22 protein-coding genes are annotated in these 15,642 nt (G+C 43.5%); 19 read left to right on the top strand and 3 right to left on the bottom strand.

Features of this window, described 5'->3' with window-relative positions; all coding sequences use genetic code 11:
• Nucleotides 1-341 precede the first annotated feature (341 nt).
• The 15 genes from infA to R2B77_RS13390 all read left to right on the top strand — a co-directional run bounded on the left by infA (nucleotide 342) and on the right by R2B77_RS13390 (nucleotide 9,935).
• On the top strand, nucleotides 342-560 hold the full coding sequence (gene infA / locus R2B77_RS13460; RefSeq protein WP_060203457.1) for a translation initiation factor IF-1: 219 nt from the start codon (nucleotides 342-344) through the stop codon (nucleotides 558-560).
• A gap of 38 nt (nucleotides 561-598) precedes the next feature.
• Nucleotides 599-712, top strand: coding sequence for a 50S ribosomal protein L36 (gene rpmJ / locus R2B77_RS13455; protein WP_084212378.1), 114 nt, complete (start codon nucleotides 599-601; stop codon nucleotides 710-712).
• A 24-nt stretch (nucleotides 713-736) separates the two neighbouring features.
• A complete protein-coding gene (gene rpsM / locus R2B77_RS13450) occupies nucleotides 737-1,102 on the top strand; it encodes a 30S ribosomal protein S13 (RefSeq protein WP_192596926.1) in 366 nt (121 codons plus the stop codon).
• 25 nt (nucleotides 1,103-1,127) lie between these two features.
• Nucleotides 1,128-1,517 carry a 30S ribosomal protein S11 gene (gene rpsK / locus R2B77_RS13445; protein WP_203247893.1) on the top strand — a complete coding sequence of 130 codons (390 nt, stop codon included), beginning with the start codon at nucleotides 1,128-1,130 and terminating at the stop codon, nucleotides 1,515-1,517.
• Between the two features lie 134 nt (nucleotides 1,518-1,651).
• Entirely contained in the window at nucleotides 1,652-2,596 is a 945-nt protein-coding gene (locus R2B77_RS13440) for a DNA-directed RNA polymerase subunit alpha (RefSeq protein WP_203247894.1), read from the top strand.
• Nucleotides 2,597-2,628: 32 nt separating this feature from the next.
• Nucleotides 2,629-3,009 carry a 50S ribosomal protein L17 gene (gene rplQ / locus R2B77_RS13435; RefSeq protein ID WP_203247895.1) on the top strand — a complete coding sequence of 127 codons (381 nt, stop codon included), beginning with the start codon at nucleotides 2,629-2,631 and terminating at the stop codon, nucleotides 3,007-3,009.
• A 350-nt stretch (nucleotides 3,010-3,359) separates the two neighbouring features.
• Nucleotides 3,360-4,205 (top strand): energy-coupling factor ABC transporter ATP-binding protein, encoded by an 846-nt coding sequence (locus tag R2B77_RS13430; protein ID WP_212391593.1) that lies wholly within the window; start codon nucleotides 3,360-3,362, stop codon nucleotides 4,203-4,205.
• Nucleotides 4,181-5,056: an energy-coupling factor ABC transporter ATP-binding protein gene (locus R2B77_RS13425; protein WP_203247897.1), complete on the top strand. Its 876-nt coding sequence runs from the start codon at nucleotides 4,181-4,183 to the stop codon at nucleotides 5,054-5,056. Before R2B77_RS13430 ends, R2B77_RS13425 begins: the two co-directional genes overlap by 25 nt.
• Complete coding sequence (locus tag R2B77_RS13420; RefSeq protein WP_203247898.1) at nucleotides 5,050-5,847, top strand: energy-coupling factor transporter transmembrane component T family protein; 798 nt, start codon at nucleotides 5,050-5,052, stop codon at nucleotides 5,845-5,847. Before R2B77_RS13425 ends, R2B77_RS13420 begins: the two co-directional genes overlap by 7 nt.
• A 13-nt stretch (nucleotides 5,848-5,860) precedes the next feature.
• Entirely contained in the window at nucleotides 5,861-6,607 is a 747-nt protein-coding gene (truA, locus tag R2B77_RS13415) for a tRNA pseudouridine(38-40) synthase TruA (protein ID WP_203247899.1), read from the top strand.
• A 171-nt stretch (nucleotides 6,608-6,778) separates the two neighbouring features.
• A complete protein-coding gene (rplM, locus tag R2B77_RS13410; protein WP_203247900.1) occupies nucleotides 6,779-7,216 on the top strand; it encodes a 50S ribosomal protein L13 in 438 nt (145 codons plus the stop codon).
• Between the two features lie 19 nt (nucleotides 7,217-7,235).
• Entirely contained in the window at nucleotides 7,236-7,628 is a 393-nt protein-coding gene (gene rpsI / locus R2B77_RS13405; protein WP_203247901.1) for a 30S ribosomal protein S9, read from the top strand.
• Between the two features lie 177 nt (nucleotides 7,629-7,805).
• Entirely contained in the window at nucleotides 7,806-8,582 is a 777-nt protein-coding gene (modA, locus tag R2B77_RS13400) for a molybdate ABC transporter substrate-binding protein (RefSeq protein WP_203247902.1), read from the top strand.
• Nucleotides 8,583-8,603: 21 nt separating this feature from the next.
• Complete coding sequence (gene modB, locus R2B77_RS13395) at nucleotides 8,604-9,287, top strand: molybdate ABC transporter permease subunit (protein ID WP_212391601.1); 684 nt, start codon at nucleotides 8,604-8,606, stop codon at nucleotides 9,285-9,287.
• Nucleotides 9,288-9,299: 12 nt separating this feature from the next.
• Nucleotides 9,300-9,935 carry an ATP-binding cassette domain-containing protein gene (locus tag R2B77_RS13390; RefSeq protein WP_203247904.1) on the top strand — a complete coding sequence of 212 codons (636 nt, stop codon included), beginning with the start codon at nucleotides 9,300-9,302 and terminating at the stop codon, nucleotides 9,933-9,935.
• Here R2B77_RS13390 and R2B77_RS13385 read toward each other — a convergent pair.
• A complete protein-coding gene (locus tag R2B77_RS13385) occupies nucleotides 9,916-10,857 on the bottom strand; it encodes a substrate-binding domain-containing protein (protein ID WP_203247905.1) in 942 nt (313 codons plus the stop codon). The genes R2B77_RS13390 and R2B77_RS13385 overlap by 20 nt on opposite strands.
• A 144-nt stretch (nucleotides 10,858-11,001) precedes the next feature.
• On the opposite strand from R2B77_RS13385, the gene R2B77_RS13380 reads away from it, so the two are divergent.
• From R2B77_RS13380 to R2B77_RS13370, 3 genes are all read left to right on the top strand, one after another.
• The gene (locus R2B77_RS13380) at nucleotides 11,002-11,298 is read left to right on the top strand and encodes a rhodanese-like domain-containing protein (protein WP_203247941.1); all 297 of its coding nucleotides are present in this window, start codon (nucleotides 11,002-11,004) and stop codon (nucleotides 11,296-11,298) included.
• Nucleotides 11,299-11,399: 101 nt separating this feature from the next.
• Nucleotides 11,400-12,113 (top strand): N-acetylmuramoyl-L-alanine amidase, encoded by a 714-nt coding sequence (locus R2B77_RS13375; protein WP_203247906.1) that lies wholly within the window; start codon nucleotides 11,400-11,402, stop codon nucleotides 12,111-12,113.
• Nucleotides 12,114-12,189: 76 nt separating this feature from the next.
• Nucleotides 12,190-13,251 carry an Mrp/NBP35 family ATP-binding protein gene (locus R2B77_RS13370; RefSeq protein WP_203247907.1) on the top strand — a complete coding sequence of 354 codons (1,062 nt, stop codon included), beginning with the start codon at nucleotides 12,190-12,192 and terminating at the stop codon, nucleotides 13,249-13,251.
• A gap of 18 nt (nucleotides 13,252-13,269) precedes the next feature.
• Here the strand turns inward: R2B77_RS13370 and gerD are convergent, their stop codons facing one another.
• The gene (gene gerD / locus R2B77_RS13365; protein WP_203247908.1) at nucleotides 13,270-13,899 is read right to left on the bottom strand and encodes a spore germination lipoprotein GerD; all 630 of its coding nucleotides are present in this window, start codon (nucleotides 13,897-13,899) and stop codon (nucleotides 13,270-13,272) included.
• A 144-nt stretch (nucleotides 13,900-14,043) separates the two neighbouring features.
• Between gerD and R2B77_RS13360 the strand changes: the two genes are divergently transcribed.
• On the top strand, nucleotides 14,044-14,712 hold the full coding sequence (locus R2B77_RS13360) for a KinB-signaling pathway activation protein (RefSeq protein WP_203247909.1): 669 nt from the start codon (nucleotides 14,044-14,046) through the stop codon (nucleotides 14,710-14,712).
• Between the two features lie 85 nt (nucleotides 14,713-14,797).
• On the opposite strand, the gene R2B77_RS13355 is transcribed toward R2B77_RS13360, so the two are convergent.
• A complete protein-coding gene (locus R2B77_RS13355) occupies nucleotides 14,798-15,460 on the bottom strand; it encodes a polysaccharide deacetylase family protein (protein ID WP_203247910.1) in 663 nt (220 codons plus the stop codon).
• Between the last annotated feature and the right edge of the window lie 182 nt (nucleotides 15,461-15,642).

The following is a 15,642-nucleotide window of genomic DNA, read 5'->3' as shown; positions in this document are numbered from 1 at the left end:
AGGTCGGGGACTGACTTAAGGGAAACGAAATGTGACAGACGTCTTTCGAACATCACTCATGCAATCCAGACATATGTTGAAGGAAGCTTTAACTTGATTCAGCTAAGTCCACCATTTCAATATGTGTTGGAGTGAATGCCGGCTATAACTATATCAGTGTGAGTTCAAATACGCGCTGATTCAAGTTAAGCCACCGGCGGATGTCATGGATTTTGAGGGGAGTTAAATGCGCAAAGCGCATTTCAAAATCCAGACGCAATTATGCCAAGGCATAATTGATTTGAGACTGATGCCGCTCGATGGTGAGAACCTTTATTGGATATAGAAGGGAGACAGGATTGATGGCGAAAGACGATGTAATTGAAGTTGAAGGAACCGTAGTCGAAACGTTGCCAAACGCGATGTTCAAAGTAGAGCTGGAAAACGGCCATACGATTCTTGCGCATGTATCAGGCAAAATTCGTATGCACTTTATCCGCATCCTGCCTGGCGACAAAGTGACAATGGAACTTTCGCCTTATGATTTAACACGTGGTCGTATCACATACCGTTTTAAATAAACTTTTGCACTCCGGAATATTGAAGGAGGTTGGGTAAGATGAAAGTAAGACCATCTGTAAAACCGATCTGTGAAAAATGTAAAATTATTCGCAGACGTGGCCGAGTAATGGTAATCTGTGAAAATCCGAAACATAAACAAAGACAAGGTTAATTCAGAAGGAGGTGCACAATCTATATGGCACGTATTGCTGGTGTAGACGTTCCGCGCGATAAGCGCGTTGTAATTTCATTGACTTACATTTTCGGAATCGGAAAAACAACTGCTCAGAAAGTATTGGCAGCAGCTGGAGTATCTGAAGAAGCACGCGTACGCGATCTTACTGATGCTGAGCTTGATAAAATCCGTGAGGAAATTGACGGCTTAAAAGTTGAAGGGGACCTTCGTCGTGAAACTTCTCTTAACATCAAACGTTTGATGGAAATTGGTAGCTTCCGTGGTATCCGTCACCGTCGTGGATTACCTGTTCGTGGACAAAACACGAAAAATAACGCACGTACTCGTAAAGGTCCAAAGCGGACAGTTGCGAACAAGAAAAAATAATAGGTAAAGGAGGTATCTTCTTAACATGGCACGTAAACAACAAACTCGTAAACGTCGCGTGAAAAAGAATATCGAATCAGGTATTGCACATATCCGTTCGACGTTTAACAATACAATCGTTACAATTACTGACATGCAAGGTAATGCATTATCTTGGTCAAGTGCTGGTGCACTAGGTTTTAGAGGTTCCCGTAAATCTACCCCGTTTGCTGCACAGATGGCTGCTGAAACAGCTGCAAAAACATCTATGGAGCACGGCTTGAAAACATTGGAAGTTACTGTTAAAGGTCCAGGTGCTGGACGTGAAGCAGCAATTCGTTCACTACAAGCAGCAGGTCTTGAAGTTACTGCAATCAGAGACGTTACACCGGTTCCGCACAACGGATGCCGTCCGCCAAAACGCCGTCGTGTATAATGGCTTGTACTCCATTTGATTGAGAAACACAATTATTGTCAAAAATGAATTGTGCGATTGCAAATTGCCGTCTGTGAAACTCGATTTCAATATGGAACGGCCTATACATTCGACGTTTAAAGGAGGGTAAATAAATGATCGAGATTGAGAAACCGAAGATTGAAACAGTTATGATCAGTGATAATTCCAAGTTTGGTAAGTTTATCATCGAACCACTTGAGCGTGGATATGGTAATACGCTAGGGAATTCCCTGCGCCGCATCCTATTAAGCTCATTGCCTGGAGCCGCTGTTACATCTATCCAAATCGATGGTGTACTTCATGAATTCTCTACAATTGAAGGTGTCGTTGAAGACGTCGCAACAATTATTTTGAACGTGAAGAAACTAGCTCTTAAAGTCTATTCAGATGAAGAGAAAGTGATTGAAATAGATGTGAAAGGTGAAGGTACGATTACGGCTGCTGACATTACACATGATAGTGACGTAGAAGTATTGAATCCTGAACTACCTATCGCAACACTTGGTAAAAACGGACACTTGCGCATGCGTATGTATGCTGTACGTGGTCGAGGTTATGCACCTTCTGATCAGAACAAACGTGAGGATCTTGCGATTGGTGTTATTCCGATTGACTCTATTTACACTCCAGTTTCACGTGTTAACTTCCAAGTGGAAAACACTCGTGTTGGTCAAATGACGAACTTCGATAAGTTGACATTGGATGTTTGGACAGATGGAAGCATTGGTCCGAAAGAAGCTGTTGCGCTTGGAGCAAAAATTCTTACTGAGCACTTAAATATATTTGTCGGCATGACTGACGAAGCACAAACTGCTGAAATCATGGTGGAAAAAGAGGAAGATCAAAAAGAGAAAGTACTTGAGATGACGATTGAGGAACTCGACCTTTCTGTTAGATCTTACAACTGCCTGAAACGCGCAGGCATCAATACTGTTCTTGAACTTGCTAGCAAGTCTGAAGACGAAATGATGAAAGTGCGAAATCTCGGCCGTAAATCACTTGAAGAAGTGAAAGCAAAATTGGACGAGCTTAACCTAGAGTTACGCTTAGAAGATTGAGCCAATTTATAGATTGAGGAGGGAAACTTCTAATGGGATACAGAAAACTTGGACGTACAAGTTCACAACGTAAAGCGATGCTTCGCGACCTAGCGACAGACCTTATCGTACATGAGCGTATTCAAACAACTGAAGCACGCGCGAAAGAATTGCGTTCTGTAGTTGAAAAAATGATTACACTTGGAAAACGTGGAGACTTGCACGCACGTCGTCAAGTTGCACAATTCATCCGTCGTGAACTCGTTTCAGTAACGGACGAAGAAGGCAAGGAGACAGAAATCTTTGCCATCCAAAAACTTTTTGATAATGTGGCTCCACGCTACGCTGAGCGTCAAGGTGGATACACACGTATTATGAAAATGGGACCTCGCCGTGGCGATGGTGCACCTGTAGTCGTAATCGAATTAGTTTAATTTAATTCGGTAGGGGTTCCCCTGCTTAATTGATTTACTTTTAAAGAGGGTATGGCTGTGCGTAAGCCAGACATACCCTTTTTCAATACACTGTAAGGATTTATACGACAACTTTAAAAGCTGAGTGTTATGATCAGCGGGGAGTTTCTCCGACTGGTCTAGCTCTACGCACCTCGTCCGCGATACTGGATTGAGCACCCAGTATTAGTCATAGATATGAGCGCATTTCTTCGGATGAGGTGCGCGCTTTTTTTTATTCAAAAATAAGTTTTGACATGATAGAAGGGGATTCCTTAGCGTATTGCAAGGAATCCTTCGTATTATACATATAGCTGGAGGTGTTAGGTGTGATGAAGGAAATCCTGTCCATTGATCATGTGAGCTTTTCTTATCCAACTGAGGATGAGGAAGTGAAGAAGGCCATTGATGACGTGTCATTCACGGTGCAGGATGGTGAATGGATTGCGATTGTCGGTCATAATGGTTCTGGCAAATCGACCCTTGCAAAATTGATGATTGGACTACTGTTCCCGGACGAGGGAAATGTCAATGTGTTTGTCGAGAAGCTGACGGAAGAAAATATCTGGGATATTCGATCTCAAATGGGCATTGTTTTTCAAAATCCAGATAATCAGTTTGTTGGTTCGACAGTCCAAGATGATGTGGCGTTTGCTTTAGAGAATAATGGTGTTTCTTTCGAGGAAATGACAATTCGGGTCCACGATTCACTTGCGCAAGTGAAGATGAGTGATTTTCTTAATCATGAGCCGCACCATTTATCTGGCGGACAAAAACAACGCGTTGCGATTGCGGGCGCATTGGCACTTGAACCTCGTCTACTAATCATGGATGAGGCGACTTCTATGCTAGACCCGCAAGGTCGTGACGAAGTCATTCGCATTGTTGAGGAACTCAAGCGGAAGACAGGTCTGACTGTTATTTCAATCACACATGATTTGGAAGAAGCGTTACTGGCAGATCGTATTATCGTTATGAATAAAGGGAAAGTGTTAACCGTTGGAACGCCCGAGCAAATTTTCGCTCGAGGGGATGAATTAGAAGCGATTGGATTGGATTTACCGTTTGCGTTAAAGGTATCTAATTTACTTAGACAGTTTGGATTAGAGCTTGATGGTGAACATATGACAGAAGAAGAGTTGGTGAATGAATTATGGACATCTCACTTCAGCAAGTAGGCTATTTATATGGAAAAGATACGCCTTTTGAGAAGAGGGCATTGCAAGGTGTAGACGCCACAATCCGTTCCGGCTCTTATTCGGCAATCATTGGGCATACGGGTTCTGGCAAATCGACGTTACTGATGCATTTGAATGGTTTATTGAAACCGTCAGAAGGGGTTGTTCAAATTGGTAAGACAACCATTTCTGCGGGTACGAAGGCAAAGGGTTTGAAGGATGTTCGCAGGCATGTGGGAATCGTCTTTCAATTTCCGGAGCATCAGCTGTTTGAAGAAACGGTTGAAAAGGATATTATGTTCGGACCGATGAATTTTGGTGTGCCTGAGGAAGAGGCAAGGAAGCGAGCGCATGAATTGATTGCGCTCCTTGGATTGCCACCTGAAGTTGCACAGAAGTCGCCATTCGATTTATCGGGTGGGCAAATGCGCCGGGTTGCCATTGCAGGTGTGTTGGCGTTTAGACCGTCCATACTGGTATTAGACGAGCCAACAGCTGGACTTGATCCAAGAGGTCGACAAGAAATTATGGAGCTGTTCCATCGGCTGCATGTCGAAGAACAGCTAACGATGATCCTTGTGACACATAGTATGGAGGATGCCTCGCGTTATGCAGATAATATTATTGTCATGCATGATGGCCGCTCTGTGCTATCAGGGACGCCACAGGAAGTGTTCGGGGATGAAGAGAAATTAAAATCCTTCAGACTGGGCTTACCGCGGTCTGTGAAGTTCCAGCGTGATATTGAGAAGATGATAGGTCGTCCTTTGCAAACATTAGCTTTAACAGAGGAACAGCTTGCCGAGGCCATTGTCCAAGCGACGAAGGAAGAAGGTGACCGAGAATGTTAGAAAAAATGATTTTCGGACGCTTCATACCTGGGACGTCATTTGTGCATAAGCTGGATCCACGCTCGAAGCTCTTATTCGTTTTTTTATTCATCATTACAGTGTTTTTGGCAAATAATGCGTTGACGTATGGACTATTACTAGGGTTTACGTTACTGGTTATTTTTAGTTCACGGATTCGTTTATACTTTTTAATGAATGGCTTAAAGCCGATTTTATTCTTAATTATTTTCACGTTTCTCATGCATATCTTTTTCACAAAAGAGGGTGCATTGTTGCTGGATTGGAAATTCATTAAAATTTATGAGGAAGGATTGAGACAAGCTATTTTCATCTCGATTCGTTTCCTTGTGCTTGTGTTAATGACGTCCGTACTGACGTTAACAACCTCGCCTATTTCAATTACGGATGGACTAGAGGATTTATTAGGTCCATTTAAACGTTTTAAATTGCCCGTGCATGAGTTGGCGCTGATGATGTCGATTTCCTTACGATTCATCCCAACGTTGATGGATGAGACAGATAAGATTTTGAAAGCGCAGTTGGCTAGAGGCTCGGATATTAGTACAGGCTCTATTAAGCAGCGTATCCGTGCAGTCATTCCGTTGCTTGTTCCTTTATTCGTCAGCGCCTTTAAACGTGCTGAGGATCTTGCGGTTGCGATGGAGGTTCGTGGCTATCGTGGGGGCGAGGGAAGAACGCGCTATCGGCAGTTGAGGTGGCATTGGCGCGATACGTTGGTCATGGTGTTATTTGTTATTCTCGTAGTAGTGCTTGTGCTTGCGAGAGGGTAGGAGGTAGTTGCATATGACACGTGTGAAAGCAGTTGTTTCTTATGATGGGACAAACTTTGCAGGGTATCAGTCCCAACCGGGTATGCGGACGGTGCAATCGGAAATCGATAAGGCATTGGTGAAGATTCATAAAACGATGCCTGTGCATTCGGTGGCAAGTGGACGAACGGATGCGGGTGTTCATGCAAATGGACAAGTCATTCATTTTGATACAGCGCTTGGGCTCCCTCTGGATCGCTGGCAGCGGGCATTGAATGTTTTATTACCTACGGACATAAGAATTATGGGCGTTGAATATGTCGATGAGGATTTTCATGCGCGTTATTCAGCAAAGGGTAAGACGTATAGCTATCGCTGGTCATATAGTGAGGTGCACAGCCCTTTTGACCGTAATTTTTCGGTTCATCTTGGCGATTTACGACCTGATGTGGCACGTATGCAGGAGGCGGCACTTCATTTAATTGGCAAGCATGATTTTACAAGTTATTGCTCATCCAAAACCGCAACGTCCAATAAAGTACGTACAGTCAGGCAACTGACCCTTGAAAAGCAAGGGGAGTATCTGATCATGACGATTGAGGGCGATGGATTCTTGTACAACATGGTCCGTACCATCGCGGGAATGCTTTTGGCAGTTGGCAGAGGGTGGAATAGTCCAGATGATGTCAAGCGGATTTTGGAATTACGCGATCGTAATGAAGCAAGCAAAACCGCACCGGCACACGGTTTGTACTTAGAAAGTGTAACCTACGGGGACTGAGGCAACTTTTCCTGGTGTTTTTAAGAAAGGTGCTTGACTTATTGTGGCATTCGATGTAAGATGAGTAATGGTATTTCAATAACCCCACAAAAAAGCCCCGGAAGGTTAATTGTGTTTAGGGATAGAGAAAACGGAACAATTGAATTGATATTCATTTAGGAGGATAAAAACATGCGTACAACATTCATGGCTAAAGGTCACGAAGTAGAGCGTAAATGGCTCGTTGTCGACGCTGAAGGACAGACGCTTGGTCGTCTTGCTTCTGAAGTTGCATCACTTTTGCGCGGCAAGCATAAACCTACGTTCACACCACACGTTGATACAGGTGATCACGTTATCATTATCAATGCAGAGAAAATTGAACTTACAGGTAACAAATTGAAAGACAAATTGTATCACCGTCACTCAGGTTACACTGGTAGCCTTAAATCACGTACAGCGCTAGAAATGCGCACGAACTACCCAACAAAAATGCTTGAATTGGCTATCAAAGGAATGCTTCCAAAAGGTCCTTTAGGTCGTCAAACATTCAAGAAATTGAACGTATATGCTGGAGCGGAACATCCGCACGCAGCACAAAAACCGGAAGCATACGAGCTTCGCGGATAATTAAGAGGAGGAAACACCTTTGGCACAAGTACAATATCTCGGCACTGGCCGTCGTAAAAGTTCAGTAGCTCGTGTTCGTTTGGTTCCTGGAGATGGTAAAATTATCATCAACAACCGCGACGCAGAAGACTACGTACCATTTGAAACACTTCGTGAAATCATTAAGCAACCATTAGTAGCAACAGAAACTCTTGGAAGCTACGATATCCTTGTAAACGTCCACGGTGGCGGATACACAGGACAAGCAGGCGCAATCCGTCACGGCGTTGCACGTGCACTTCTAAACGTAGATCCTGATTTCCGTCCAACGTTGAAATCAGCAGGACTACTTACGCGTGATGCAAGAATGAAAGAGCGTAAAAAACCAGGTCTTAAAGGCGCACGTCGTGCACCACAGTTCTCAAAACGTTAATATTTCAAATCAAAGCCCTTTTCCATTCGTGGAGGAGGGCTTTTTTATGTCGTATTCATCATATAGGGATTTCCCTATTAGTTGGATAATTTCTTGACCTGTAATATGCACTTACTTATAATTAGTTATATCCAGTTATAACTAATTATATATAGTGTTTCGGCAGGGGGATTTTTATTGAAAAATAGAGTATGGCTTTTGGTAATTAGTTGTTTGTTACTTTTCTCTGCAGGTTGTTCTGCTGAGAGTGCGGATAAGTCGGCTGAACCGGTTGAAATAATGGTATCAGCCGCTGCTAGTTTAACGGATGCTTTAACGGACATGAAAACTAGCTTTGAACAGCAACATGAAAATATTATAGTCACTTTTAACTTTGGTAGCTCTGGAAAGTTAGTGCAGCAAATTGAGCAAGGTGCTCCATCGGATTTGTTCTTATCTGCGAGTTCAAAAGATATGAATACATTGGATGAAGGGGCGTTGTTAGTAGAGGAAACCCGCATTAATTTTGCGACAAATGAATTGGTGTTAATTACAAATAAAGACGAATCATTCACTGTGGATTCGTTTGAAGATATTGATCCGTCAACGATTGCTCATTTTGCTATTGGTGAGCCTGAAAGTGTGCCAGTTGGGCGTTATACAAAAGAGGTGTTAGAGAATATTGGTTCATGGGAGTCGTTGCAGGATAAGATGGTGTTAGGCTCGGACGTACGCCAAGTATTAACGCATGTGGCAATGGGCAATGCAGATTTAGGCGTGGTTTATTCAAGTGATGCGAAAATTTCGGACAAGGTAAAAGTGTTGGCTACAGCTAGTGCTGAATGGCATGGACCGATTGTCTACCCTGGAGCGGTTGTTTCAGAAACTAAACATCCGGAAGAGGCTAAGGCTTTTTTGGCATACTTAACGGGTGACGAAGGAAAAGAAATTTTGAAGAAATACGGTTTTAAGTAAGTAGGGGGAATACTTGTGACTATGACTGACAACACGCCATTGATGTTATCGTTAAAAATAGCGGGGATCTCCACTGTTATTGTGTTCATAACGGGTGTGTTTTTTGCGCATGTATTGTCTAGGAAACAGTTTTTTGGGAAAAGCATTGTCGAATCATTGTTTCTATTACCGCTAGTGCTACCGCCGACGGTTGTTGGTTTTGGGTTGCTCATTCTGTTTGGTAAAAAAGGATGGATCGGTAGTTGGCTAATCGAGTGGTTTGATGTCCAGATTGTGTTTACGTGGATTGGCGCGGTCATTGCTTCGGTTGTTGTTTCTTTCCCGTTGATGTATCAAAGTGCTAGCGCGGCGTTTGATAGTTTGGATAGTCGGATGGAAAATGCGGCACGGACGATGGGAGCCTCGGAGTGGAAGGTATTTAGAACGATTACCTTTCCGCTCGCCTGGCCAGGATTGCTTGCGGGCTTGGTGCTGTCTTTCGCACGTGGGCTTGGTGAATTTGGTGCGACATTGATGTTGGCGGGCTATATTCCTGGTAAGACGGATACGATTCCGATGGCGATTTACTTTGCAGTTGAATCGGGCCAAATGGAAAAGGCTACTTTTTGGGTAGTCATTATCGTGGCACTCGGTTTTAGTACAATTATGTGGTTGAATTGGTGGAGTAGGCGCAATATGCAACGGTATAAAAATGGACATACGTAAGAAGGTGATTAGATGTTAGACGTGCGAATTAAAAAAGCGTTGGCGCACTTTTTGGTGGATGTCCATTTGAAGGTGGAGAACGAAATTGTCGTTCTAGTTGGTCCTTCGGGGGCAGGGAAAACGACGATTTTAAATGTCATTGCCGGACTTGATCAACCAGATGAGGGTTTGGTTACGTTAAATGAGCAAGTGTACTTTCAAGGGAAAGGTCAATCACTGCCGCCGCAGAAAAGAAATGTCGGTTATCTATTCCAAGACTATGCACTATTTCCGCATATGACGGTGGAAAAGAATATTAGCTATGGCGTTAAAAATAAAATAGCACTGTCGCGCAGTGACCAGCTGATTAGCGTACTGGGCATCGGGCATTTGATTAAAAAATATCCCCACCAGATTTCCGGCGGGGAAAAGCAACGCGTTGCGTTGGCACGTGCATTGGCGACGGAGCCCTCTGTTTTATTATTGGACGAGCCATTGTCTGCCTTGGATCGAGAAACACGTCTTGAGTGCCAGGACGAACTACTGAGACTCCATGAAATGTGGAAAATTCCATTCATTATTGTGACGCATGATATGGATGAGGCTGAAAAGTTAGGTGATCGCATTCTATTCCTTGAACAAGGGGTCATTAAGGAGTCTCGTACATAATTTCCCCTGTTCGTGATAGATCATAGCCTCCAATGGCTGCGAGCTCATTTTTGAAGGACTCTGATTGCACAATACTTTGCAATAGCTCGATGAATTCGGTATTTTGTGCTGCCTTCATGATGACTAAGTCATAATGCTCTTGAATAATGGGGATAAAGTCGACGTCGACGAGGCGGGCGGCTTTTTCAATGCCTACGCCTACATCGGCTTGTCCACTAACTACCTTACTTGCGACTCCAATATGGCTCGATTCCTCTGCGTAATAGCCCTGAACGTCATGAGGGGAAATGCCAGCCAATCGTAATTGTTCATCAATCAATACTCTTGTGCCTGACCCTTTTTCTCGGTTTACCATTGTGATTCCTGAGGTTATAAAGTCCGCCCAGGTTTGAATGTTATGGGGATTGCCTTTTTTAACATAAAATCCTTCCCAACGTGACAGAAGATTGATGACGATATAGGAATGCCCGACTAACATTCTGCGGATATAGGGGAGGTTATAGGAACCAGTATCCCCGTCGTATAAGTGCGTGCTTACAACGTCTGCTTTCCCTTGGTACATGGCGACTAAGCTATTCAAGCTACCTGTATAGGAACGTAGCGGGCGGATGGTTGTTGAGCTTTTCTCGATATAGTTGGCTAGAATATCTAAGCTAATATCCTGCCCGCTAATGATGACTTGTCGAAGTGAACTGGACAATGATTCGGGGCTTTCAATCAGTGGCGACGCTAGATTCATGGTCGAGTGTCCACTTTTCATTTGTTCTTTATAAGCGTTGAGATCGTGGGCATCAACACGTATTTGTCGCCCGACACGGTAGGAAGGCAACAGCCCTTTTTTGATTAAATCATAAACGGTTAATTTCGATACTTTTAAAATATGGGCAATTTCTTCAGTTGTATAGGAAATAGATTCAGTCATGCAAGTGTCGGCCTCCTTGGAAGAGTCTTGTCTCATAAGTATAGCAAAGCGTATAGGTATCGCCTAATTGGGTTTCGTTTTGTCGTAGAAAAGGGATAGCTATGGTAAAGTGAAGGGTAAGAAAAAGTTTGGAGGCGTTAAATGATGAAAGAAATTACGACGACTGAGTTACAGCAATTACTAGAGCAAGGGCAGGAACTGAATTTAGTGGATGTGCGCGAGGCGGATGAAGTGGCGCAAGGGATAATTCCAGGAGCGGTCCATATTCCTTTAGGAGAAGTAGTAGAGCGTCTGGATGAGCTGGACAAAGCAAAGCCTTATATTCTAATTTGCCGTTCTGGTGGACGTAGTGGGCGTGCTTCAGAATTTCTGGATGCGGAAGGCTATGACGTTACAAATATGGTCGGCGGTATGCTGGAATGGGCAGGCGCGACTGAATAATAGACCATTTTAAGGACCTTTCGAGGTTCTTTTTTTGATTCGAAAATAGGACATATCTTTCACGGACACTGCGTATAGTGAAGGAAAAAGGCGGTGTCCATATGAAACGATGGGTTATCATTGGTTTACTGTTTGTTTGTTCGTTAGGAGTCGTCCTCTATGGTGTCAAGGCATCGGATCGTAACTTTTTCATGCCGGAGGAGCTGGGCGGTGTGAAAATTGTTGTGGACCCAGGCCATGGAGGGTTGGATGGTGGGGCTTCAGCGGGCGATGTAGTGGAGCGCGATATTACATTGAGCATTGCGCATGAATTGAAAAAGAAACTTGAAAAGAAGGGGGCGACAGTGGTGATGACTCGGCTAAAAGGTGGCGACGCATTAGCCGAACATGCACCTGAGGAAAAGTTTAACACGACACGTCAACGGAAGATGGCTGATTTAAAGCTGAGGGAAAGCATCGCAATCGATGAAAATCCTGATATGTTCATCAGTGTGCACGTCAATGCCATTCCACAGGAGAAGTGGCGTGGATCGCAGGTGTTTTATCATCCTGAAGGTAATCCAGGGGGCGAAATGCTGGCGAAGTCGATACAGGACTCTTTTCGTGGCAATTTAAAAAATACAGAACGTGAAGCGATGGCAATTAAGGGAGTTTATTTGCTAAAGAAAGTCCCGATGCCTTCTGTGCTTGTCGAAACAGGCTTCCTATCTAATCCGGAGGAAAGAAGCTTATTGACAGACCCCGCCTATCAAAATAAAGTTGCAGACGCTATTTTACAGGGGATTATTGACTTTCATCAAATGGAAGAAAAATGAGCATTTACTAACTTTAACGGCAAGTTATTATGGTATACTTGGAGGCGAATGAATATACCTCCAAGGAGTGTCGGAATTGATCAATGAGCAAACAGTACGTGAATTGTTAGGCCAGTTGAAGGATCCGTTTTTACATAAAACGCTTGAAGAGACGCAGGGAATTACTGAAGTTTCCATCAAGCCAGAAAAGAATCATGTGAGTGTCAAAGTAGCGATTGCAAAAATAAATACAGCAGAGCAAATGCCACTGCAGATGAAGGTTGTTGAGCTATTGAAGGGTGCTGGAGCAGGTTCTGTCGGTATCCGTTTTGAGGAATTGCCAAGAGAAGTGTTGGAGCAATTCCGTGGGACGGCAACGGATGCAGAGGCACAGGATCTTTTATCTCCGCTAAGCAGTGTTGATTTTATATCGATCGCGTCTGGTAAAGGCGGCGTGGGTAAATCGACAGTGTCAGTAAACCTAGCAGTGGCGCTTGCGCGTCTTGGTAAAAGGGTTGGACTTATCGACGCAGATATATACGGATTCAGTGTACCGGATATGATGGGGGTAACGGAATTACCAGTCATTCGTGGCGACCGGATTATTCCTGTTGAACGTCTAGGCGTTAAAGTGATTTCAATGGGCTTTTTCGTCGAAGATAACGCGCCAGTTGTTTGGCGTGGCCCGATGCTCGGTAAAGCACTTGACCAATTTTTCCGCGATGTGGAGTGGGGCGATTTAGACTATCTATTACTCGACCTTCCACCTGGTACGGGGGACGTTGCGCTTGATATCCATCAAATGATCCCGATGTCGAAAGAGATTGTAGTGACGACTCCACATCCAACGGCTGCATTTGTTGCGGCGCGTGCAGGTGCGATGGCACTTCAAACGGATCACGAACTTCTAGGAGTTATTGAAAACATGTCTTGGTTCGAATCGAAAACGACTGGAGAGCGCGAGTTTGTCTTCGGTCAGGGTGGCGGCGTAAAGCTAGCAGAAGAACTACGTACGGAGCTACTCGGCCAGATTCCACTTGGACAACCGGACTGGAATGATGAGGATTTTGCTCCATCTGTCTATGCGGGAGACCATCCGATTGGACAAATTTACACAGGCATTGCAGAAAATGTTATTAGCAAAACAACAAAATCATAAGCTGAAGAAGCGGAGGGGCTACTTGCCCCCTCCGCTTCCTTTACTTCCGCCACTTCCACCCGAAGATTGATCCCCTCCTTGCCCACTACCTCCGGCTCCTCCCTCGCCACCTTCCGCTGGTTTTACCTCGCCAGCTTTTAAAATAAGTTCCTGCCATTTTGTTTGTAAAAGTGGACTATTGATTGTTTCTCCGACAACCTTCTCCAAATGTTTTTTCATATTTCCAGACTGCATAACCGTCTCCAGTTGCTTTTGCATATCGGGCTGGCCGAAAAACTCCTCAAGTTCTTTCTGGAAAGAAGAATCATCCATCAGTAGCTTCATAATTTCTTGCTGTTGTTCTTTCATGCTTTTTGCGATGGTTTCCGTGAACTTGGGATCTTCAAATGTTTTTTTCCAAAACTCTTCTCCTTTCTTCGATAATAATGTGTCTTCGATGGATTTTTTGACCTCGGGCTGATCCAAGATAAGAAGTTCTTTGAATTCAGGGTCTGCAAGCATTTGCTTGATGGCTTTTTTGCCATCCTCCGTTTGCAAGGTATCTGTCATCATTTTTTTCATTTCGTCGTATGAGGGACCGGATTGTTGTCCCGCGCATCCGGTTAAAAGCAAGAGTAGCAACAATAAATGAAAACACTTTTTTTTCATGGAAATCCTTTTCCCTTCAACAAGCATTTTCATTTATTGTTCACAAAATGACGGGGAATATGCATCGAATGTGTAAGTAAATAGATTTTTTGTCGAAACGTTGTTACACTAGTAAAAGCACTAAACAAACGGAGGATTATTGTTGTGACCATACGAAATTGGATAAAATTCTTTTTTAATGCATTACTAATCGGTGGAATTGTGACAGCGGTCATGGGATTGATTGTTCGCTGGGAATTCTTTTCGCAATATTTAACAGATGGCGAGTACTGGCAATTTACCGGCGCTCTTCTGTGGATGGTGTTTCTTGGGTTTACGATGAGCGTTGTTGCTCAAATGGGCTTTTTTGCTTATTTAACAATTCACCAATTCGGTGTCAATATGTTTAAAACATTGACGCTATGGAATTGGGTTCAGTTATTGATCATCGCAGTCGTTTTGTTTGACCTAATCTTTTTCCGCTTCCGTTTAACTTCTGATGATACAGGACGGACGTTGTTGTATATTGGTTTGTTGGCATCGCTAATCGGCGTGTCTGCAATTACTGCGTATTTCAAGGCGAGATGGACGAAAAAGCATACGCTCATTTCGGCGTTGTTTTTCATGATTGTCGTAACAACACTTGAATGGTTACCAGCATTGATGGTACGTTCAGGCAATATCGATACGTGGGTGACAATTTTACTATTCCCATTATTAGCGGTGAATGCTTATCAGTTACTGATGCTACCGAAGTACAATAGGCAGTCAGATGAGGATAAGATTAAGCTCGAAGAACGTAGAAAAGCACGGAAAACAGCGAAAGCGAAATAACAAACAGCGCAGTCCTTTTGGCAACTGCGCTTTTTTTATTTTCACACAGTAAATTAAATGAGGATGAAGCCTTGTGAGTAATTAATTAGTTCGGTATTTTTTTTGTTTTCACAGTCGTTTTGAATAACATATCTTCAATAGTTGAAAATGTCCGCCCTTTATACACTTTTTTCAGTTCGGTCAGTACGATATGATCATCGCGGTGATGGGGAACGGATATAATTTCACCTTCTACGATGGGTGGGGAATCACCACCATGCCAGACGATGGAAGAGCCGAGTGCATTGATTTCCGCTTCCAAAAGCTGTGTGTGAAGGGATTGAGGGAAAACTTCGTCGACTGTGCGGAACCAAAGTGGCCTCACCTCGAAAAGAGTTTCAAATTGCTCGAGCTGTGTGAGAAATAGTGAATTGTCTTGCTCGTAAGCATCGCCCTGATGACCAAGAAGTCCAACAGGGATATTTTTTTCACGGATGAGTCGCACGGTGCTTGGGAATCGTTCAGCCCAATCTATATCGACAAATAAAAGTGGATATGGCTTGGCTAATTGTTGAACCCACTGTTCGACTTCAACATCGCCGAATGAAATATTGACGGTCAAGACGGATCCGCTTGTCCCCCGCGTGATAACGGCAGGCTCGTCTGTCAGGCGAAAAACGCTCGTCAATGATGCCTGCTCAGGCAATGGGGGAAGAAATAAGGATAGTCCAAGGCAAGCGATGAAAACTAAAAAATATTTGCTACGCATATATTGTCCCCCTTGTGCACAATCTACTGTACGTTATGAAACAGATTTGACTAATATGCAAAAGATATGGTACTATGTAAAAGTTGCTGTCACGAATAAAGTTTTTTAAGAAAAACCTTGAAAAAGAATTTATTCTTGTTATAATAAAATTTGTCATGAATGACATAGATACAATTAATAGT

It is taken from the genome of Sporosarcina beigongshangi (assembly GCF_033485195.1).
GTDB classification, from domain to species: domain Bacteria; phylum Bacillota; class Bacilli; order Bacillales_A; family Planococcaceae; genus Sporosarcina; species Sporosarcina beigongshangi.
The sequence above is the reverse complement of the archived record's forward strand: the minus strand, read 5'-3'. Positions and strand labels throughout refer to the sequence as shown.